General features: G+C 59.8%; 17 protein-coding genes and 1 pseudogene. 10 read left to right on the top strand and 8 right to left on the bottom strand.

The genetic code is table 11. From position 1 onward, the window contains the following. The first annotated feature begins 93 nt into the window (after nt 1-93). From ACIPZE_RS15040 to ACIPZE_RS15025, 4 genes are all read left to right on the top strand, one after another. Nucleotides 94-582, top strand: a complete 489-nt coding sequence (locus ACIPZE_RS15040) for a sigma-70 family RNA polymerase sigma factor (RefSeq protein ID WP_283437631.1) — start codon at nt 94-96, stop codon at nt 580-582. Then, a complete protein-coding gene (locus ACIPZE_RS15035) occupies nt 579-1,511 on the top strand; it encodes a DUF4880 domain-containing protein (RefSeq protein WP_400773593.1) in 933 nt (310 codons plus the stop codon). Before ACIPZE_RS15040 ends, ACIPZE_RS15035 begins: the two co-directional genes overlap by 4 nt. Before the next feature lie 179 nt (nt 1,512-1,690). After that, nucleotides 1,691-4,012, top strand: a complete 2,322-nt coding sequence (gene fecA, locus ACIPZE_RS15030; RefSeq protein WP_400773591.1) for a TonB-dependent Fe(3+) dicitrate receptor FecA — start codon at nt 1,691-1,693, stop codon at nt 4,010-4,012. Between the two features lie 317 nt (nt 4,013-4,329). Next, entirely contained in the window at nt 4,330-4,698 is a 369-nt protein-coding gene (locus ACIPZE_RS15025) for an endonuclease domain-containing protein (RefSeq protein WP_400773589.1), read from the top strand. 392 nt (nt 4,699-5,090) lie between these two features. Here the strand turns inward: ACIPZE_RS15025 and ACIPZE_RS15020 are convergent, their stop codons facing one another. Together ACIPZE_RS15020 and ACIPZE_RS15015 are read right to left on the bottom strand one after the other, a co-directional pair. Then, nucleotides 5,091-5,498, bottom strand: a complete 408-nt coding sequence (locus ACIPZE_RS15020; protein WP_129389333.1) for an HPF/RaiA family ribosome-associated protein — start codon at nt 5,496-5,498, stop codon at nt 5,091-5,093. A 201-nt stretch (nt 5,499-5,699) separates the two neighbouring features. Then, complete coding sequence (locus ACIPZE_RS15015) at nt 5,700-6,647, bottom strand: LysR substrate-binding domain-containing protein (RefSeq protein WP_129389330.1); 948 nt, start codon at nt 6,645-6,647, stop codon at nt 5,700-5,702. Between the two features lie 135 nt (nt 6,648-6,782). Between ACIPZE_RS15015 and ACIPZE_RS15010 the strand changes: the two genes are divergently transcribed. The 3 genes from ACIPZE_RS15010 (at nt 6,783) to ACIPZE_RS15000 (ending at nt 10,166) form a co-directional block, all read left to right on the top strand. Continuing rightward, a complete protein-coding gene (locus ACIPZE_RS15010; RefSeq protein WP_400773586.1) occupies nt 6,783-8,159 on the top strand; it encodes an L-serine ammonia-lyase in 1,377 nt (458 codons plus the stop codon). A gap of 86 nt (nt 8,160-8,245) precedes the next feature. Next, nucleotides 8,246-9,547: an HAAAP family serine/threonine permease gene (locus ACIPZE_RS15005; RefSeq protein ID WP_400773584.1), complete on the top strand. Its 1,302-nt coding sequence runs from the start codon at nt 8,246-8,248 to the stop codon at nt 9,545-9,547. 304 nt (nt 9,548-9,851) lie between these two features. Next, nucleotides 9,852-10,166: a DUF3509 domain-containing protein gene (locus ACIPZE_RS15000; protein ID WP_283437637.1), complete on the top strand. Its 315-nt coding sequence runs from the start codon at nt 9,852-9,854 to the stop codon at nt 10,164-10,166. Here the strand turns inward: ACIPZE_RS15000 and ACIPZE_RS14995 are convergent. After that, nucleotides 10,163-10,663 carry a phosphate-starvation-inducible protein PsiE gene (locus ACIPZE_RS14995; protein ID WP_283437638.1) on the bottom strand — a complete coding sequence of 167 codons (501 nt, stop codon included), beginning with the start codon at nt 10,661-10,663 and terminating at the stop codon, nt 10,163-10,165. The genes ACIPZE_RS15000 and ACIPZE_RS14995 overlap by 4 nt on opposite strands. Before the next feature lie 338 nt (nt 10,664-11,001). Between ACIPZE_RS14995 and ACIPZE_RS14990 the strand changes: the two are divergent. Then, nucleotides 11,002-11,256: pseudogene (locus ACIPZE_RS14990) on the top strand (YebG family protein); the annotation flags it as partial. A 143-nt stretch (nt 11,257-11,399) separates the two neighbouring features. Here the strand turns inward: ACIPZE_RS14990 and ACIPZE_RS14985 are convergent. Beyond that, entirely contained in the window at nt 11,400-12,419 is a 1,020-nt protein-coding gene (locus ACIPZE_RS14985; protein WP_129389316.1) for a Glu/Leu/Phe/Val dehydrogenase dimerization domain-containing protein, read from the bottom strand. Nucleotides 12,420-12,604: 185 nt separating this feature from the next. Between ACIPZE_RS14985 and ACIPZE_RS14980 the strand changes: the two genes are divergently transcribed. After that, nucleotides 12,605-13,408, top strand: coding sequence for a SirB1 family protein (locus ACIPZE_RS14980; RefSeq protein WP_283437640.1), 804 nt, complete (start codon nt 12,605-12,607; stop codon nt 13,406-13,408). A gap of 51 nt (nt 13,409-13,459) precedes the next feature. Here the strand turns inward: ACIPZE_RS14980 and ACIPZE_RS14975 are convergent, their stop codons facing one another. The 4 genes from ACIPZE_RS14975 to hmgA form a co-directional block, all read right to left on the bottom strand. Further along, nucleotides 13,460-14,830: an MFS transporter gene (locus tag ACIPZE_RS14975; RefSeq protein ID WP_400773581.1), complete on the bottom strand. Its 1,371-nt coding sequence runs from the start codon at nt 14,828-14,830 to the stop codon at nt 13,460-13,462. A 164-nt stretch (nt 14,831-14,994) separates the two neighbouring features. Beyond that, on the bottom strand, nt 14,995-15,630 hold the full coding sequence (maiA, locus tag ACIPZE_RS14970) for a maleylacetoacetate isomerase (protein WP_400773580.1): 636 nt from the start codon (nt 15,628-15,630) through the stop codon (nt 14,995-14,997). A gap of 12 nt (nt 15,631-15,642) precedes the next feature. Next, entirely contained in the window at nt 15,643-16,947 is a 1,305-nt protein-coding gene (gene fahA / locus ACIPZE_RS14965; protein ID WP_400773577.1) for a fumarylacetoacetase, read from the bottom strand. Between the two features lie 3 nt (nt 16,948-16,950). Next, nucleotides 16,951-18,255, bottom strand: a complete 1,305-nt coding sequence (hmgA, locus tag ACIPZE_RS14960; RefSeq protein WP_129389301.1) for a homogentisate 1,2-dioxygenase — start codon at nt 18,253-18,255, stop codon at nt 16,951-16,953. A gap of 164 nt (nt 18,256-18,419) precedes the next feature. Between hmgA and ACIPZE_RS14955 the strand changes: the two genes are divergently transcribed. Beyond that, the gene (locus ACIPZE_RS14955; RefSeq protein WP_283437645.1) at nt 18,420-19,202 is read left to right on the top strand and encodes an IclR family transcriptional regulator; all 783 of its coding nucleotides are present in this window, start codon (nt 18,420-18,422) and stop codon (nt 19,200-19,202) included. Nucleotides 19,203-19,209 lie beyond the last annotated feature (7 nt).

The following is a 19,209-nucleotide window of genomic DNA, read 5'->3' as shown; positions in this document are numbered from 1 at the left end:
CCGGCGAGGATCATCGCCGCCTACAATGCGAACAGTTCTTGTTCTCTAACGCATGCTCTTTACTCGCTAAAGAAAGCGCCCGGAGTAATACCGTTGCCGTCCGCCCATCCCGTCGAAGCGCTTTATCAAGCCCACCACAGCTGGCTCACCGGCTGGCTGCGGCGCAAACTCGGCTGCCCGCACAGCGCGGCGGATCTGGCGCAGGACACCTTCATCAACGTGCTGACGGCCCGCGAAGCGCCGTTGATCATCGAGCCGCGGGCGTTCCTCACGACGTTGGCCAAGCGCGTGCTGTTCAACCATTACCGCCGCCAGGACCTCGAACGCGCTTACCTCGATACCCTGGCGCAGATGCCGGAAATGGTCGCGCCGTCCGAAGAAGACAAAGCGATCATCCTGCAAACCCTGATGGAGCTGGATCAATTGCTCGACGGCTTGCCGCGTCAGGTCAAACGCGCGTTTCTGCTGGCACAGGTCGATGGCCTGACGTATCCCCAGATCGCCGCCGAACTCGGCATCTCCGTGGCCACGGTCAAACGTCACCTGAATAAAGCGGCAATGCGCTGCTATTTCGCGCTATGAACCGCGCGCCGGATTTCTCCGCACAAGTCGCCGAGCAGGCGGTGCACTGGCTGATGGAAATGCAGCAAGGCGCGCTCAACCCACGTCAGCAACATGCCTGGCAACAATGGCTGGATGCGCACAGCGAACATCGTCGGGCGTGGGAGCATATTCAGCGGGTCAACCAGCGTTTGCGCGGTGTGTCTTCGCCGCTGGCGCATGCGGCGCTGAATGGGCCGAAGTCCGCCAGCCGCCGCCAGGCACTCAAGCTGCTGCTGATTCTCGGGGCCGGCAGCGCGGCGACCTGGGGCATGCGCGAGCACAATCCACTGCCATCGTTGCTCGCCGATTACCGCAGCCCGATCGGTCAGCGGCGCAGAGTGGCTTTGGGCGCGGGCAATCAGTTGCAACTGAACACCGCCAGTGCGGCGGATGTACGTGTCGATCAGGGTTTGATCCGTTTGCTCGAAGGCGAAATTCTTCTGACTGCCTCGCAAGCATTCGAAGTACGTACCGCACAAGGCCTGCTGAAAACCCAAGGCGCCCGTCTCAATGTGCGTCAGTTTGCTGATCGCACGCAGGTTGCGCTGTTTGAAGGCCGGGTCGAACTGAGCATTGCCGGTCGCACGCCGATGCTGCTGCCGGTCGCTCGTCAATTGAGCTTCCGCACCACCTCGGTCAGCGCAGCCAGTCCTCTGGACGCCAACAGCGGCGCCTGGGCCGACGGCATGCTGGTGGCGGCGCATATGCGTCTGGGCGATTTCCTTGATGAGCTTGGCCGCTATCGTCGCGGGCAGCTCAAGTGCGACAGCAAAGTTGCCGACCTGTTGATCTCCGGAACGTATCCGCTGGACGACAGCGAGCGGATTCTCGATCTGCTGGAAATCAGTTTGCCGGTCAAGGTGAAGCGGCTTACCCGTTATTGGGTGACCGTTGAGGCGCGAGTTTAAGGAGCAAGATCAAAGGATCGCAGCCTTCGGCAGCTCCTACAGGAGATATGCATTCCAAATGCAGGAGCTGCCGCAGGCTGCGATCTTTTGATCCTTGAAAAATAAATGAGCCGTTTTTCAGATCTGGCGTGACAGAGAAGGAAAGCCCCCTTGATTCAACCTTCTCAGGATCATCCGACATGCACCCCACCCGCCTCACGCCGCTGGCCCGCAGCCTGCGCAATCTTGTCCTCGGCGCCAGCCTGAGCTTCAGCGCACTGGCCGCCGACGCCAAGGCTTACCACATCGCGCCAGCATCGCTGGAAAATGCCCTCAACCAGTTTGGCCGGGAAGCGGGCGTGCTGATTTCTTTTGGCTCGCAAGTCACCAGCGGTGTGCAAAGCCGTGGCCTGGAAGGCAGCTACACGCCCGAGCAGGGCTTGAATGCATTGCTCGAAGGCACCGGCCTGCAAGCACGCGCCGAGGGCAATAACGCCTTCAGCCTGCAATCTGCGGGCGATGCCGCGCTGGAGCTGGACACCTCGAAAGTCGTCGGTGACTGGCTCGGCGACGCGGCGCAGATCAATGTCTTCGAACATCCCGGTGCCCGTGACGTGATCCGCCGCGAAGAATTCGAACGCCAGGGCGCGACCCAGGCCCGCGATGTGCTCAACCGCATCCCCGGGGTCAACGCGCCGGAAAACAACGGCACCGGTAGCCACGACATGGCGCTGAACTTCGGCATTCGTGGTTTGAACCCACGCCTGGCTGCACGCTCGACGGTGTTGATGGATGGCATCCCGGTGCCGTTCGCACCGTATGGTCAGCCGCAGTTGTCATTCGCGCCGATCAGCATGGGCAACATGGACGCCGTCGACGTCGTACGCGGTGGCGGCGCGGTGCGCTACGGCCCGCAGAACGTCGGCGGCGTGGTCAACTTCGTGACTCGGGCGATTCCTGACGAACCAACGGTCAAGGGCGGCTTCCAGACCGAAACCAGCCCATCGTCGAGCCATGACGGCTTCAAGACCAGCGCCAACCTGTTGGCCGGCGGCACCAATGCCAACGGTCTCGGCGGCGCCCTGCTTTACTCCGGCACGCGTGGCGGTGACTGGCGTGAACACAGCGACACCGAGATCGACGACCTGATCCTCAAGGGCAAATATCAGCTCGACGAAGCCAACAGCTTCAACGCCATGGCCCAGTATTACGAGGGCAAGGCCGACATGCCCGGTGGCCTCAACGTCGCCGATTACGATGCCGATCCGTATCAGTCAACGCGCCCGAAAGATCAGTTCTGGGGCCGCCGGACGATGTTCAACTTCGGCTATCGCTATCAGGAAGATCGCCGCGAATTCACCGCCAACACCTTTTTCACCAAGACCCTGCGCAGCGGATATCTCGATCAGGGCACCTTCCTTTCGCTGTCGCCGCGTGAGTATTGGGTGCGCGGTCTGGAAACCCGTTTCGCCCAAGGCTTCGACCTCGGCCCGACCAGCCATGAAGTCGGCGTCGGCTACCGCTACATCAACGAGGCCGGCCACGAACTGCGTTATCGCACGCCGATCAGCAGTAACGAATACCCGACCACCAACAGCCGCAACGACCGCGACACCCGTGGCGGCACCGAGGCCAATGCGTTCTTCGTCGACGACCGCATCGACATCGGCAAATGGACAATCACCCCGGGCGTGCGCTACGAGATGATCGACTCGCAGCAGACCAACAACCTCACCGACGTCAAATACAAAGGTGACTACAACACCGCGCTGCCGGCGTTGAACGTGCTCTATCACCTGACTGACAGCTGGAATTTGTACGCCAACACCGAAGGCTCGTTCGGCAGCGTGCAGTACAGCCAGATGCCCAACCGTGTGAGCAGCGGCGAAGTGAAGCCGGAGAAGGCGCGCACCTGGGAACTCGGCACGCGCTATGACAACGGCGCGTTGCGCGCGGAGATCGGCGCGTTCCTGATCAACTTCGACAACCAGTACGAAAGCAATCAGACCAACGATTCGGTGATCGCCCGTGGCGAAACCCGCCATCAGGGCATCGAGACCAGCGTCAACTATGCGCTGGATGACTTGAGCCCGGCGCTGGCCGGTTTTGATGTCTACGCCACCTACGCGTACGTCGATGCGAGCATTCGCGAAGACGGCCCGAACAAAGGCAACCGCGTACCGTTCTCGTCGAAGCACAAAGGCACGGTTGGCGTGGGTTACACCGAAGGGCCATGGAAACTCAATCTGGACAGCAGTTTCCAGAGCGACCAGTTCGCCGACAACGCCAACACCGCGAAAGAAAGCGCCGACGGCAGCACCGGAAAGATCCCCGGTTACATGCTGTTCAGCAGCCGCGCCGGTTATGACTTCGGCCCGCAATTGTCGGATCTCAACGTCGCGGTCGGGGTGAAAAACATCTTCAACACGCAGTACTTCACACGCTCGTTTGATGACAACAACAAAGGCAAGTATGTCGGTGAACCGCGCACGGTTTATGTGCAGACATCGGTAGCGTTCTGAGGATTAAAAAGCCCCTCACCCTAACCCTCTCCCGGAGGGAGAGGGGACTGATTGGGGGATGCTCATGATCTCCGTCGACCTGAACGTGCAGTGCGGAATCCATAATCGTTTGAACCTGAAGCTGCTTTGCCGAATACATAATCGACTCGACCTGTAGCTGCTTTGCCGAATACATAATCGACTCGGTTTTTCAGGTCGATGTACTCCGCAAGACACCTCGGTCGGCCCCCTCTCCCTACGGGAGAGGGCTGGGGTGAGGGTCAGCAGGTCATGGTCTACAGTAAAACTTCAAATCAACTTCACAAGGATCGTGAAGCATGCAAAATCGCCCCACCCTCGCCCAATTCGCCCGCCAGTTACGCGTTCAGCAAACCGACTGTGAATACCTGCTCTGGCAAAAGCTTCGCTCCCGCCAAATTGCCAATCTGAAATTTCGTCGGCAGTTTCCCTCCCCGCCCTACGTGCTGGATTTCTACTGTGCCGAGCTGAAACTGGCGATTGAGCTGGACGGTGGTCAGCACTATGAAGCGTCGGGATTGATATACGACCAGCGCCGAACAAATCACCTGTATCAGCAAGGCATTCAGGTCGTACGTTTCAGCAACCTGGAAATACTTCAGCAGATGGATGACGTACTGGAGCAGATCATACAAATTGCGGCAGCTCGAAGACTGCCCTCACCCTAACCCTCTCCCACAGGGAGAGGGAACTGATTGCGGGATGTTTGAGAAATACATCGACCTGAAAGTGCCTTACCGAATCCATAATCGACTCGGTCTTCCCGGTCAATGTACCCCGCAATACGACTCGGCCGACCCCTCTCTCACAGGGAAAGGGGGCTGATTGGGGGATACTTGCGAGCTACGCCGACCTGATTCTGCCTTACCGAATCCATAATCGACTCGGTCTTTCAGGTCGATGTACCTCGCAATACGATTCGGTCGGCCCCCTCTCACGCAGGGAGAGGGCTGGGGTGAGGGGCAGCCCATTCATGCCCTGCGCAATAACCGCCACACAAACAAAAACGGGCCTGCAAAAGCAGGCCCGTTCTCATTGGGTGAATTAAATAATCAGCGCATCAACTGTTGATCGCTGCCTGCTCATTCTCATCAAATTCTTCAGCGAGCAGCTTGTCGTTGGCTTTGCCCGTGAATGGCACCACAGCGGCGCGTGGTTTACCTCGCAGTTTGCCGAACAGGTGCTCCAGCGCGTGCTCGAGTTTTTCGGCGGCGCCATCGATTGCCTGTTCCAGCGAATCGGCTTTATGGGTGACGGAAATCGGTTGATGGCCTTTTGGCCGCGCTTCCAGTTGGCAGCGCATGTCATGGGGACCTGGTTTCTCGCCGTTCTCGTCGCTCAGGTGGACTTCGACACGGGTCAGGTCTTCTTCATAACGGTCGAGCGTGCTCTCAATGGTTGTACGTACCCACTCCTCCAGTCGTTTACTGCCTTGAACATGGTTATCGCTGTTGACTTGGATTTGCATAGTTCCATCCCTTATTTCAGCTAGCTCGTGAGAGGCCTTGAGTTGAATTTCCTGACCTCCTGGTTACAACAATCGGCCCGACCGGCGAACATTTCAACCCCTGGAAAAAGATAAATATTCATTCGCAAAAAAAGTCGGACAACCGAGCAAAGCGCTGGTAAGGTCGGGAGTTGGGTCGCCTCGCAACCCGGCAAAATCTGCTCACAATTGCCCGTCATTCAACGGGTGCAAACCGCGAAAAATCCCCGCCTCTTCGACCAGCCAGTCATGTACCGCACGCACGCCCGGATGGCTCAACGCCCCTGGCGCGTACAGCAACACGTAACGTTTATGGTTGGGCACCGACAGGCCGAACGGCACGATCAGGGTGCCGCGCTCCAGTTCATCGTTGAGCAACGTACGCCGGGCGATCGCCACGCCCATCCCGGCAATCGCCGCTTCGATGGTCAGGTGATTGCGGTTGAAGGTGTGCCCGCGCCGTACGTCGGCGCCTTCAAAGCCGATCGCATGCAGATAAAACTCCCACTCGGCATATTCGTAACTGCCACGCCAGGCGGTGATGTCGTGCAGCAAAGGAAAATGCACCAGGTCCGCCGGGCCATGCAGCGGTGGTCGCCCACGCAACAGACTCGGCGCGCACACCGGGAAAATCTGCTCGTCGAGCAAGGCTGTGGATAACAATCCCGGGTAACTGCCGTCGTTCAGATCGATCGCCAGATCAAAGTCGCCCTCGTGCAACGGCACGCTGCTGTCCTCGGCAACCAGGCGCAACTGAATGTCCGGATAACGCTGTTGCAGACGTGGCAAGCGCGGCGTCAGCCATTTGCTGAGGAACGATGGAATCGAGCGCACGCGCAAAATTCCGCTGATCATTCCCGCATCGAGGCGACGCAACTCAGCGTCGATGCTGCCGTAGGCCTCGTTCACCGTGATCGCCAGCCGCTGGCCTTCTGCGCTCAGCTCAACGCCACGGGCACGCCGATGAAACAGGCGAAAACCGAGGCGCTCTTCCAGTTGGCGGATCTGCTGGCTGACCGCTCCGGGAGTGATGTGCAGCTCTTCTGCACAACGGGTGAATGACAGGTGCCGCGCGGCACAGGAAAACACCTGCAGCCAGACGTAAGTCTGGGCATGCAATTGACGACTCATCGTTTAGTCCTGCTAAAGGCTTACTTAGGAAGTTTCGTTAGTCACGTAGGACCGAGGTAGGCAGTATCGCCGACATTGCGCTTGTCCTACAAAAAATGGCAGCGATTCCTACTCCATTGCTTGTAAGGGTTTAGCATGGCTATCAGTGTTTTCGATCTATTCAAAGTCGGCATCGGTCCGTCCAGTTCCCACACCGTCGGGCCGATGCGGGCCGCCGCGACCTTCGCTCAGGCGCTGATCGATCAGCATTTGCTGAACGATGTGCGTCGTGTCGAAATCCGTTTGTACGGCTCGTTGTCAGCCACCGGTGTCGGTCACGCCACCGACCGCGCAACAGTCATGGGCCTGATGGGCGAATGGCCAGACAGCATCGATCCGTCGACCATCGATCCACGCATCCAGCAACTGCGCGAGACAGGCCAACTGTGCCTCGCCGGGCGAAGAGAAATTGCCTTCGACTGGCAGCGCGATCTCCTGCTGCTCGACGAGAGCCTGCCCTACCACCCCAACGCCATGTCGCTGACCGCCTTCGGCGAAACCGCCGAGCTGTTCGAGCAAACCTACTATTCAGTCGGCGGCGGTTTCATCATCGAAGCGGCAGAAGCCGAATCCGGTGTCGCACCAGCCGGTGACGTGGTGTTGCCGTACGATTTTTCCAGCGCCGCGCAACTGCTGGCGCTGTGCAAACAGCACAACCTGCGCGTGTCCGAGCTGATGATGGCCAACGAGCGCGCGTGGCGTTCCGACGCGGAAATCCGTCAGGGCCTGCTGCATATCTGGTCGGTGATGCGCGAATGCGTCGAACAGGGCTTGCGCCATGAAGGCATCCTGCCGGGCGGTCTGAATGTGCCGCGTCGCGCGGCGAAGTTGCACCGCAGCCTGTTGGAAATCGGCAAGCCGAATGTCATCAGTTCAACGCTGTCGGCGATGGAATGGGTCAACCTGTTCGCCCTCGCCGTCAACGAAGAGAACGCGGCCGGCGGGCGCATGGTCACCGCGCCGACCAACGGTGCCGCCGGGATCATTCCGGCGGTTCTGCACTACTACATGAAATTCAATCCGGACGCGTCTGACGATGATGTCGTCGCGTTCTTCCTCGGTGCAGCCGCCGTCGGCATCCTCTGTAAGAAAAATGCCTCGATCTCCGGTGCTGAAGTCGGCTGTCAGGGCGAAGTCGGTTCCGCGTGCGCGATGGCCGCTGCCGGCCTGGCCGACGTGCTCGGCGCCACCCCGGAGCAATTGGAGAACGCCGCTGAAATCGGCCTGGAACACAACCTCGGCCTGACCTGCGACCCGGTCGGCGGTCTGGTCCAGGTGCCGTGCATCGAGCGCAACGCCATCGCTGCGGTAAAAGCGATCAACGCCACGCAAATGGCCTTGCGCGGTGACGGCAACCACTTCATTTCCCTCGACCGGGTGATCCGCACCATGCGCGATACCGGCGCCGACATGCACGACAAATACAAAGAGACTTCACGGGGCGGCCTGGCTGTGAACTGGGTGGAATGCTGAGGCGCATTGCCTGACCGCCCCGGCAGACCGCATTCGACGGTCTGCCAACCGTGAGCCCGAGCAAGAATAATAACGAGGCGATAACGATGACCGATGTACGTACACCTTCTGCCGAAAATCCCGCTGTAGACCTCACACGCAATACAGAAACTGCCCACAAGGGCTGGAGCAAATTCGACACCACCTGGATGCTTGGCCTGTACGGCACGGCGATCGGTGCTGGCACCTTGTTCCTGCCGATCAACGCCGGTGTCGGTGGTTTCTGGCCGTTGCTGATTTTGGCGCTGCTGGCTTTCCCGATGACCTTTTTTGCCCACCGCGGGCTGACCCGTTTCGTCTTGTCCGGGCGCTCCGGGGACATCACCGAGGTGGTTGAAGAACACTTCGGCATCGGTGCCGGCAAGCTGATCACGCTGCTGTATTTCTTTGCGATCTTCCCGATCCTGCTGGTGTACAGCGTCGCGCTGACCAACACCCTGAGCAGTTTCCTCGAACATCAATTGCACATCGCCCCGCCACCCCGGGCGATCCTCTCGCTGGCGCTGATCCTTGGTCTGATGGCCATCGTCCGCTGCGGCCAGAGCGTGATCGTCAAAGCCATGAGCGTGCTGGTCTATCCGTTCGTCGCCGCCTTGCTGTTGCTCGCGGTCAGCCTGATCCCGAACTGGAACGGCGCCTTCTTCGCCAGCGCTCAAGAATCGATGCCGATGTCGGTGTTCTTCAAAACGCTGTGGCTGGCGATCCCGGTGATGGTGTTTTCGTTCAACCATTCGCCGATCATCTCCGCGTTCGCTGTGGATCAGAAACAGCGCTACGGCGACCAAGCCGAACGCAAGAGCAGCGGCATCCTCGCCATGGCGCACGGCATGATGGTGGTGACGGTGATGTTCTTCTGCTTCAGCTGTGTGCTGGCGTTGTCGCCGGCGGATCTCGCGGCAGCGAAGGCGCAGAACATTTCGATCCTGTCGTACCTGGCCAACCACTTCCAGACCCCGGTGATCGCTTACGCTGCGCCACTGATTGCGTTGGTGGCGATCACCAAATCCTTCCTCGGCCACTACATCGGCGCCAGCGAAGGCTTTCAGGGTCTGATCGTGAAAAGCCTGCGCGGCCGTGGCCGCGTCATGTCGGCGAACTGGCTGAACCGGGTGACTGCACTGTTCATGATTCTCGCGTGCTGGGCAGTGGCCACGTTCAACCCGAGCATCCTCGGCATGATCGAAGCGTTTGGCGGGCCGGTGATTGCCTGTCTGTTGTTCCTGATGCCGATGTACGCCATCCGCCGCGTGCCAGCCTTGCGCCAGTATTCGGGTCAGGTTTCCAACGTGTTCGTGGTGCTGATCGGCCTGATTGCACTGTCAGCGATCATCTATTCATTCCTGCCCTGAAAACGCGCTACAAAAAAAGGCGAGCCATGTGGCTCGCCTTTTTTATCCCCATGTTCATTGTTCGACAAATTTCCCGGCACAGCCCTTGCAAACTCCCCCCTGTAGGAGCTGTCGAGTGAAACGAGGCTGCGATCTTTTGATCTTCATGACCGAAATCAAAACATTGAAGAGCAAAAGATCGCAGCCTCCGGCAGCTCCTACATGAAACCAGTACAGGACACGGAATGGCCGATGGTCTGGTATGGCGAACCAACCCGATCATGGCCGGTCAACAACTGCACGTTCAATCAGGCGGTGACGCATCATGGACAATCCCTTTCAGATCATTACCGATGCCTTCGCGCCGGACTATCAGATCAACCTGAGCATTCAGGGCCTGGACGGCAGCATCATGCTGACCCTGTCCAACAGCGGCCATATCGTCGCCAAACGCATGATCAGTGCCGAGCAGCGCAACGATCCGGCGCGCCTCAAGCGTCTGGTGCAAAGCATCCAATTCGGCATCGCCATCGAACAGGGCCACAGCGCCATGGCGATCCTCGAGGCGATGACCAATGGCGACGGGCTGACCCCGCCACCACAAGTCCTCGGCCAATCCCGGCAAGTCGCGGGACTTTAAAGTTCGCCTTTCTCGACTTCAGGATGCTCGCTGGAGCCGGCGCCGAGTTTGCGTTGCGGTTTGTCGATTTTCACCGAAGGAAATTGTGACGAGGCGTAACGCACCACCAGAATCGAGAACGCCAGCAGCAGAATCCCGCCGCACAGGTAGATGATGCCCATGTCCGGCGGGTTGTGGTGCGAGACGTTGGAGATCAGCAGGCGCGTCAGCGCGGTGATCGCCACGTAGATCAGGAAGCGCACCGGCATGTGATTGGTCTTGAAATAAATCCCGACCATAGCCCCCAGTTCCAGATAGATGAACAGCAACAGAATGTCATCAATCTTGATGTGGCCTTCCTCGAGCATGCCGAGAAACTCCATCACCGCGGCCCACGCCGTCACTGCACCGATGGCAAACAGCGCCAGGTAGTGGAAGGTTTCGACGAACAGGTTGCCCAGGGACTCGGCCAGTTGATGCACGTTTTGCCGCAGTTTCTCGGCCCAGTTGATTTTCACGATGATGTTCCTTAGCCCGATTCGAGCGGATGATGCGTGTTGGACGTGACGGTTTTCTGCACGTAACGCTTGTCATGCAGAAAAGAGGCCACGCCATCATGGCGAGCCGCCGCCAAACCCGCGCCGTGGCGTTTGGTCGCAGGTATTCGCTGTGCACCGCCCCCTGTGGGGGCGAGCCTGCTCGCGAATGGCCTCAACACGATCCCCCTGACAAACCCGAAATCCGGTCTACATTCAAAAGCCACTACCCATGGCGCAGGGATTCGCTTATCCTTTTCGCTGTATATGGATACAGTAGTCGTCAAGACAACTTAATGTGAAGGCATGTGAGGTGGTGAATGGCCGTCGAAGTGGTATACCGCAGCAGCCGAGATCTGGAGCGCTTGTTCATGGATAAAGCCGAAGCTGACCGTCATGACAAAATGCTCGAGCTGGCCGAATATCTGGCCGATGTCCTGCAAAAAGCCGTTCCGTCCCTGACTGAACAGCAAGTGGAAGAAGCCGGGATCTACATGGCGAAGAACCGCGATGTGTTTGCCCGCGCGTTCAAGAGCCAGCCTGACGCGCTGTCGGAGCTGCTCAATGCACCGGCAGAGCCTGTCGAGAATGTTGAAGCTGCAGACTCTGCTGAAGCGCCGGCGAAGCCAGCCAAAGCAGCAAAGGCCCCGAAGTAATCAACAAAGGATCGCAGCCCCTGTAGGAGCTGCCGAAGGCTGCGATCTTTTGATCTTCCCCGTCACCGATACAAAACCCGCTCTGCCAACTCGTCCGCCACCCGCGCCGGCGAACGCTTCTCCGCCTGCGCATGCGCAAACACCTCGGTCAACCGCGAACTGATCTTCGACAGATGCGCGGTAATCGTCGTCAATTCCTCGCCACGATGTTTCAACGACACATAAATCAGCCCACCGGCATTGATCACATAATCCGGCGCATAGAGAATCCCGCGCCGCTCCAGCTGATCAGCCACGTCCAGGTGCGTCAGTTGATTGTTCGCTGATCCCGCCACCGCTGAACAGCGCAGTTGCGTAACCGTATGACTGTTCAACACCCCACCCAGACCGCACGGCGCAAGAATGTCGCAAGGCGTACTGAGCAGCGCGTCGTTGGCGATCGGATGTGCGTTGAGTTGTTCCATCGCTAATTGCACTTTGCCGTGGTCGATATCGCTGACCAATAAATCGGCGCCCGCCGCGTGCAGTTGTTCGGCCAGGGCAAAACCGACGTTGCCCAACCCCTGAATCGCCACGCGCAAACCTTCGAGGTTATCGCTGCCCAGCCGCGCCATGGCCGTCGCGCGAATACCGGTGAACACGCCCATCGCCGCATGCGGCGCCGGGTCTCCGGCCGACGTGGTGCTGGTGACATGCTGGGTCTGCTGGGCAATGCAATCCATGTCCGCCACGGAAGTGCCGCTGTCGATGGCGGTGATGTAGCGGCCGTCGAGCTGATCGATGCAGCGACCGAACGCTTCAAACAGCGCGCCACGGTTTTCCACATGCGCCGGGCGCACGATCACCGCAACTCCGCCGCCCTGCTCCAGACCCGCCAAAGCGGCTTTGTAGCTCATGCCCTGAGCGAGGCGAATGGCGTCCTCGACAGCGGATTCGTCATTGGGATAGGCAAGATAACGACATCCGCCAAGGGCTGGCCCGAGGCGACTGTTATGGATGGCAATGACCGCCTTCAACCCGGACACCGGGTCAACGCTAAGGTGCAGCGATTCCAGGCGAGTGCTTTGCATGAGAGCAAACATCGTTGGGCTCCCGAATCACTTCTTGTAGAACGCCAGTATAGGCTCGCGCCTGAAAATTGCTGGAGCGCGCCGGAATAAGCGGCGCTGCTAACGATGGCTTTACGGCATATCTCGCCGCCCTTGCCGCGAGCCACTGGACGAATCTTGCGCACGGGGCTAAAACGAGGCATACCCCGGAGATTTCAATGAGTCCGCGCCAACGCTTTTTCGAGTGTCTGCACCGTTCACCGCCCGCGCTGCTGGAAGCTGCGCTGTGGATCGCGGCCGAGCATGAGAAAGAGGTTGATCCCGCTGCACTCCTGCTGGATTTCAAAGAGCTGCAACAGAAGGTCAGTTACGGCTTGCCCATGCTATCGGTCAGCGAACTGGCGCAGCCGCTGCTGCGGCGCATGATTGAATTGGGATTCGCTCAGGACGACTTCCTGCCATTGCGCCCACAGGCGGCGTTACTGCATAAAGTCTTGCAGACGCGACGCGGTCAGCCTTTGGCGCTGGCACTGATTGCTCTGGAACTGGCGCATGGTCTGGAGATTCCGCTGGTCGGGGTCAATTTTCCCGGGCACTTTTTATTGCGCGTACCCGGCGCGGATCATTTGCTCGATCCTTGCGGCGGTCGACGCCTGTACCCGAATGATTGTCGCGAGCTGTTACAGCGCCAATACGGGCCGAACATGAAGCTCTCCGCCGAGCACTTGCTGACCGCCTCACCCCAGCAGATGCTCCAGCGCCTGTCGCGCAACCTGCGCCAGTTGCACCTGACGCAGGACGACTTTATTGCCGCGCTGATCGACGCCGAACGCGTACTCGAACTGGGCAACGGCGCTGCCGCCGATTACCTGGCGCGGGCCAGTCTGTATCAGCGGCTGGATTGCCCGAATGCCGAACGTTTCGACCTTGAGCATGCCCTGTTGCTGAGCGACGACCCGATCCAGCGACTGCGCCTGACCGAACGGCTCGGCCACCTCCCGCCCAACTCCGTTGTCCACTGAATACCCTGTGGGAGCTAGCCTGCTAGCGAAGCAGGCGGCTCGGTCTTTCAGTTAAACCGCGTTATCGTTCTTCGCTAGCAGGCTAGCTCCCACAGGAGATTGCGCTGTGTCGGCAGGCGAACGCACCTGAATGATCAGCAGTGCAGCAATGACGGCCGGAATCGCACAGAAGAAGAAAATCTGCGCCACGGGAATGTGCATCGCCAGGAGCAGGCTGCCGAACAGCGGCCCGAGAATCGAACCGAACCGTCCCACACCCAATGCCCATCCAGTGCCGGTCGCACGCACATGCGCCGGGTAGAAATTGCTGGCGAACGCATTCAGCGTCAGTTGCCCGCCGATGATGCAGAAGCCGGCGGCAAACACGCAGGCCACCAGATAACGCGGATTGTCGTGATTGAGCCCGAGCAGAATCGTGCACAACGCAGCTCCGGCAAGCACGCCGGATAACAGGCGAACTTTGCGTTTCAAACGGTCGGCGAACCAGGCCATGCAAATCGCCCCCAGAGTACCGGCGAACAGAAACATCGACGTCACCAGATTGGCTTCGTTGAGCTTCAGGCCACTTTCCAGCAACAGCGTCGGCAGCCAGCTGATCATGAAATACAGCAGGATCAGGCTGACGAAAAACGTCGCCCAGATCAGCAACGTCGGGCGCGCGTAGCCGTTGCGGAACAACTCGACCACAGTCAGTTTGCTGCCCTGCTCGCGCTCGTTCTGTTCGACGGAGGCAATTGGCGGTTGCCAGTCCGGCAGCATCCGCGCGGTGACTTTGCACAGGCGCGCATACGGTGGCGCATCACGCAGCAGGCGTGGCAGCGATTCCGGCAGCATCCACCAGAGAAACGGGAACAGCAGCAACGGCGTCACGCCGCCCGCGAGGAACACCGCCTGCCAGCCGAACTGATCGATGAACCCGGCCGCGACAAAACCACCCGCCGCACCGCCGAAAGAAAAGCCGCAGGCGGCCAGTGTCACCATCAAGGTGCGCAGGCGCGGCGGCGAATATTCCGACATCAACGCCATCGCGCTGGGCATCGCACCGCCCATGCCGATGCCGCAGATGAAGCGCGCAATCATCAACGTATTCAGCGAATCGGCGAACACCATCAGCACTGTGAGGGTGGCGTAGATCAGCACGCAGGCGAGCAGAATCCGGCGTACGCCGAAACGGTCGGCCAATGGCGTTACCACCAGCGAGCCAATGGTCAGGCCCAACAGGTTGGCGCTGAAAACAGGTCCGAATGCGGCTTTTTCCAGACCCCAGTCCTGCGCCAGTGCCGGGACAACGTAACCGAGTACCTGCGCGTCATAGCCATCGGTGACGAGCAGCAAGGCGAGCAGGATCAAGAGCAACCACTGATAGCGGGACACAGGACGGGCGTCGAGTGCCGCGCGGAAGCTGGCAATCTGGTTATGCATCGCAAGGTACCTGTTTTGTTTTTATGATTTTTTGCTGTGGCAACCGGATCGTTCCCACGCTCCGCGTGGGAATGCCGCCGGGGACGCTCTGCGTCCACTGTGACGCAGAGCGTCACCGGATGCGTTCCCACGCAGAGCGTGGGAACGATCAGTCACAATTTTGGTTACGGGGTGTCAGGTTGATTCGCGGGATGGGCTTTGATGAATGCCGGATGCTCAGCCGCCAATGCAGCAACGCGGCGAATTTTTGGGTACGCCTCCAACGAAACATTGAACCGCTCAGCCGCGTACAACTGCGCAATCAGATACACATCCGCCACACACGGCCACTCGCCGAAACAGAAACCGCTATCACCAATCAACTGCTCCACCGTCGCCAACCCCTGGTGGATCCAGTGGCTGATCCACTCCACCACCTGCGGCTCTTCCTGCCCCGACTGGCGCAGACGATTGAGCACACTGACGTTGTGCAGTGGATGCACATCGCAACCGATCACCGCCGCGACGCCGCGCACATGGGCGCGGGCAACCAGATCTTCCGGCAACAACGGCACCTGTGGATAACGCTCCTCCAGATACTCGATGATCGCCGGCGACTGAATCAGCAACTCGCCATTATCGGTGCGCAGCGCCGGCACCCGCCCCTGTGGATTGATCGCCAGATACGCCGCTTGCCGATGCTCGCCACCGGCCGCTGCGATCAGGTTGACCGGCAAGGACTGATAGTCGAGGCCCTTCAACGCCAGCGCGATGCGCACCCGGTACGACGAGGTCGAACGGTAGTAGGTATAGAGATCCATAAGCCGCTCCTGTCAGCGCGCCGCGAGCACTTTGCCGCGGCATTCGCCGAAACCGATCGAGGCAAAACCGTCACGGGCACAACGCGCACGGAGGATGATTTCGTCACCGTCTCCAAGGAATTTACGCACTTCGCCAGACGCCAGTTCGATCGGCTTTTTGCCGCCCTCGGTGATTTCCAGCAGGCTGCCGAACTGACCGTTTTCCGGGCCGGACAAGGTGCCCGAACCAAACAGGTCACCGGCCTGCAACTGGCAGCCGTTGACGCTGTGATGCGCAACCATCTGCGCGACGGTCCAGTACATGTAACGGGTATTGCTCAGGGTCAGGCGATGGGCCGGCAGATTTTGCTCGCGCATGGTTTCGGTGAGCAACAGCACTTCCAGTTCGATGTCGAAGGCACCGCCGTCCTGATCGCGTTTATCGAACAGATACGGCAGCGGCTGCGGATCACCTTCAGGACGCGCCGGTTGCGCGGTGCGAAACGGCTCCAGCGCCTCTGCCGTGACGACCCATGGCGAGACGCTGGTGATGAAACTCTTCGACAGGAACGGCCCCAGTGGCTGGTATTCCCAAGCCTGGATATCGCGCGCCGACCAGTCGTTGAGCAGACAGAAACCGGCAATGTGATCAGCGGCGTCACCGATGGCGATCGAATCGCCCATCTCGTTGCCCTGGCCGATCCAGATACCCAGTTCCAGTTCATAGTCCAGACGTGCGCACGGGCCGAAGGTCGGCTTGCTCGCACCCGCTGGCAAGGTCTGACCTTTCGGCCGACGTACATCGGTTCCGGAGGCGCGCACGGTAGAGGCGCGACCGTGATAACCGATCGGCACGTGCTTGTAGTTCGGCAGCAGCGGGTTATCCGGGCGGAACAGTTTGCCAACGTTTTGCGCGTGTTCGATACCGACGTAGAAGTCGGTGTAATCGCTGATGCGTGCTGGAAGATGCAGTTGGCAATCGGCCGCCAATGGCAGCAGTTTCGCGCCTTGGGCTTCGATGTTGCCGCGAAGGGTGCTGCCTTCGCTGAACAGTTCCAACAGGCGCGTACGCAGGGCAACACGCGCCTCGCGACCGAGATCGAAGAACGCGTTCAACTGTCCGCCGTGCATGGCTTCCACTGCACTGCGCGCAGCTCCGTCGAACAGGCCGGCTTCCAGCGCCACTTGCAGATCGAAGATGTGTTCGCCAATCGCCACGCCTGCACGCGGCGCCGAACCGTTGGTGCTGAACACACCCAACGGCAGGTTCTGCAACGGGAAATCGCTGTGGCCGTTGGCTGAAGCGACCCAGCTGCGGGTGATGGAATTCTGCGTCATGGGTTATCTCCGGGTCGGGTCGAACGTGGCAGGCAAAGTGGCCCAGCAGGCGTCGTAAGTAGATTGCAGTTGCGGGCAGTCGAGGGCGAAGCGGCTTGGGCGCAGCACTTGGCTGGTCTCGAACATGAAGGCCATGGTGTTGTCGATCTTTGCCGGTTTGAGTTCGGCGTTGATCGCTTTGGTGCAGGTCTCACCGTCCGGGCCGTGTGCGCTCATGCAGCTGTGCAGCGAGGCGCCACCGGGCACGAAGCCTTCGGCCTTGGCGTCGTATTCGCCCTGGATCAGGCCCATGAATTCGTTCATCAGGTTGCGGTGGAACCACGGTGGCCGGAAGGTATTCTCGGCAACCATCCAGCGCGGCGGGAAGATCACGAAGTCGAGGTTGGCCAGACCATGCACGCTGGTCGGCGAGGTCAGTACAGTAAAGATCGACGGATCCGGATGATCGAAACTCACCGTACCGATGGTGTTGAAACGGCGCAGATCGTATTTGTACGGCACGTTATTGCCGTGCCAGGCGACCACGTTCAGCGGCGAATGATTGAGTTCGGTGGCCCACAACTGGCCGAGAAACTTCTGCACCAGTGTGGTCGGTTGCTGGAGGTTTTCGTAAGCGGCGACCGGGGTCAGGAAGTCGCGCGGATTGGCCAGGCCGTTGCTGCCGATCGGCCCCAGATCCGGCAGACGCAGCGGCGCGCCATGGTTTTCGGCGACGTAACCGCGCGCTTGTGGGTCGAGCAATTCAACGCGGAATTTCAAGCCGCGCGGCAGCACGACGATTTCCAGCGGCGCCACTTCCAGCACACCCAATTCGGTGGCGATGCGCAGACGGCCGAGTTGCGGCACCAACAGCAGTTCGCCGTCAGCGTTGAAAAACACGCGCTCCATCGAACGGTTGGCGGCGTAGTTGTAGATGCTGATGCCGGACGGTTTTTCCGCGCCGGAGTTAGCCGCCATGCTCACCAGACCGTCAATAAAATCGGTCGGCTCGGCCGGGATTTCCAGCGGATTCCAGCGCAGGCGATTGGGCGTCACTTCACCCAACGGACCGCCCGCCAATTGACGTTCCAGTTTGGCGAAGGCCGGGTGATTGGCCGACGGCTGAATGCGGTACATCCAGGTGCGGCGCGCTTCGCTGCGGGTCATGGTGAACGCAGTGCCGGAGAACAATTCGGTGTAGAGGCCGTACGGGGCTTTTTGCGGGGAGTTCTGGCCGACGGGCAGCGCGCCGGGCAACGCTTCAGTGCTGAATTCGTTGCCGAAACCGGACTGATACGCCAGCGCCTGAGCGGTTGAATCGAGGTTCATGGAGCCTCCTGAACAGGGAGTCGGCAGTGGCCCATCGCTCTGGCTCAGAGGTTTCGGCACGCCGGGGTTGTTATTATCGTAATTCGATTACGCATAACGTAATTTGCTCGCTATCCAGCGTCAAGCTATAAAGACGCCCATTCGTATCGGAACCCGGCCGCACCATGGAAAAAACCAGCGACAGCAACGGCAAACAGAAAGTCCGCTCCGCCGAAGTCGGCACCGACATCCTCAAGGCCCTGGCCGAGTTGTCGCCATCGACGTCGTTGTCGCGTCTGGCCGAGCATGTGCAGATGCCGGCGAGCAAGGTCCATCGCTATCTGCAGGCATTGATCGCCTCGGGATTTGCCGAGCAGAACGCCGCCACCAACCATTACGGTCTTGGCCGTGAAGCGTTGCGCGTAGGCCTCGCTGCACTGAACAGTATGGACGTGCTGAAAGTCGCCGCCCTGCCGCTGGCCGAATTGCGCGACGAACTGAACGAGACCTGCTTTTTGGCGGTGTGGGGCAATCAGGGCGCAACCGTGGTGCATATCGAACCGGCGGTGCGCGCGGTGACGGTGGTGACGCAATTGGGGTCGGTGCTGCCGTTGCTCAGTTCATCGACGGGACTGGTGTTCAGCGCGTATTTGCCGCCTCGGGAAACCGATGAGCTGCGCGAACGGGAAATCGCCGTCGCCGATCATCCGCTGAAGGACGACAACGCCTATTCGACGCAGTGCGAACAGATCCGCGCGCGCGGCCTGCATCATGTCCACGGCCTGCTGATGCCGGGAGTCGATGCGTTGTCGGCGCCAGTATTCAATGCCGTCGGCCAGATCGCAGCGGTACTGACAATTGTCGGCCCGACCTCGTTGTTTCACGCTGACGAAAATGGCCCTGCTGCCCAGCGTTTGCTCGCGGCAACGCGCGCGGTGAGCTGGCGCATGGGTTATGACGCAGGCTGATTGACCT

This window comes from Pseudomonas sp. NPDC089741, assembly GCF_044748825.1.
In the GTDB taxonomy this organism is placed as follows: domain Bacteria; phylum Pseudomonadota; class Gammaproteobacteria; order Pseudomonadales; family Pseudomonadaceae; genus Aquipseudomonas; species Aquipseudomonas helmanticensis.
The sequence above is the reverse complement of the archived record's forward strand: the minus strand, read 5'-3'. Positions and strand labels throughout refer to the sequence as shown.

Coding starts and splice junctions, on each gene's coding strand:
- ACIPZE_RS15035 (WP_400773593.1), top strand. CDS start 579: ATGAACCGCGCGCCGGATTTCTCCGCACAAGTCGCCGAGCAGGCGGTG.
- fecA (WP_400773591.1), top strand. CDS start 1,691: ATGCACCCCACCCGCCTCACGCCGCTGGCCCGCAGCCTGCGCAATCTT.
- ACIPZE_RS15025 (WP_400773589.1), top strand. CDS start 4,330: ATGCAAAATCGCCCCACCCTCGCCCAATTCGCCCGCCAGTTACGCGTT.
- ACIPZE_RS15020 (WP_129389333.1), bottom strand. CDS start 5,498: ATGCAAATCCAAGTCAACAGCGATAACCATGTTCAAGGCAGTAAACGA.
- ACIPZE_RS15015 (WP_129389330.1), bottom strand. CDS start 6,647: ATGAGTCGTCAATTGCATGCCCAGACTTACGTCTGGCTGCAGGTGTTT.
- ACIPZE_RS15010 (WP_400773586.1), top strand. CDS start 6,783: ATGGCTATCAGTGTTTTCGATCTATTCAAAGTCGGCATCGGTCCGTCC.
- ACIPZE_RS15005 (WP_400773584.1), top strand. CDS start 8,246: ATGACCGATGTACGTACACCTTCTGCCGAAAATCCCGCTGTAGACCTC.
- ACIPZE_RS15000 (WP_283437637.1), top strand. CDS start 9,852: ATGGACAATCCCTTTCAGATCATTACCGATGCCTTCGCGCCGGACTAT.
- ACIPZE_RS14985 (WP_129389316.1), bottom strand. CDS start 12,419: ATGTTTGCTCTCATGCAAAGCACTCGCCTGGAATCGCTGCACCTTAGC.
- ACIPZE_RS14980 (WP_283437640.1), top strand. CDS start 12,605: ATGAGTCCGCGCCAACGCTTTTTCGAGTGTCTGCACCGTTCACCGCCC.
- ACIPZE_RS14975 (WP_400773581.1), bottom strand. CDS start 14,830: ATGCATAACCAGATTGCCAGCTTCCGCGCGGCACTCGACGCCCGTCCT.
- maiA (WP_400773580.1), bottom strand. CDS start 15,630: ATGGATCTCTATACCTACTACCGTTCGACCTCGTCGTACCGGGTGCGC.
- fahA (WP_400773577.1), bottom strand. CDS start 16,947: ATGACGCAGAATTCCATCACCCGCAGCTGGGTCGCTTCAGCCAACGGC.
- hmgA (WP_129389301.1), bottom strand. CDS start 18,255: ATGAACCTCGATTCAACCGCTCAGGCGCTGGCGTATCAGTCCGGTTTC.
- ACIPZE_RS14955 (WP_283437645.1), top strand. CDS start 18,420: ATGGAAAAAACCAGCGACAGCAACGGCAAACAGAAAGTCCGCTCCGCC.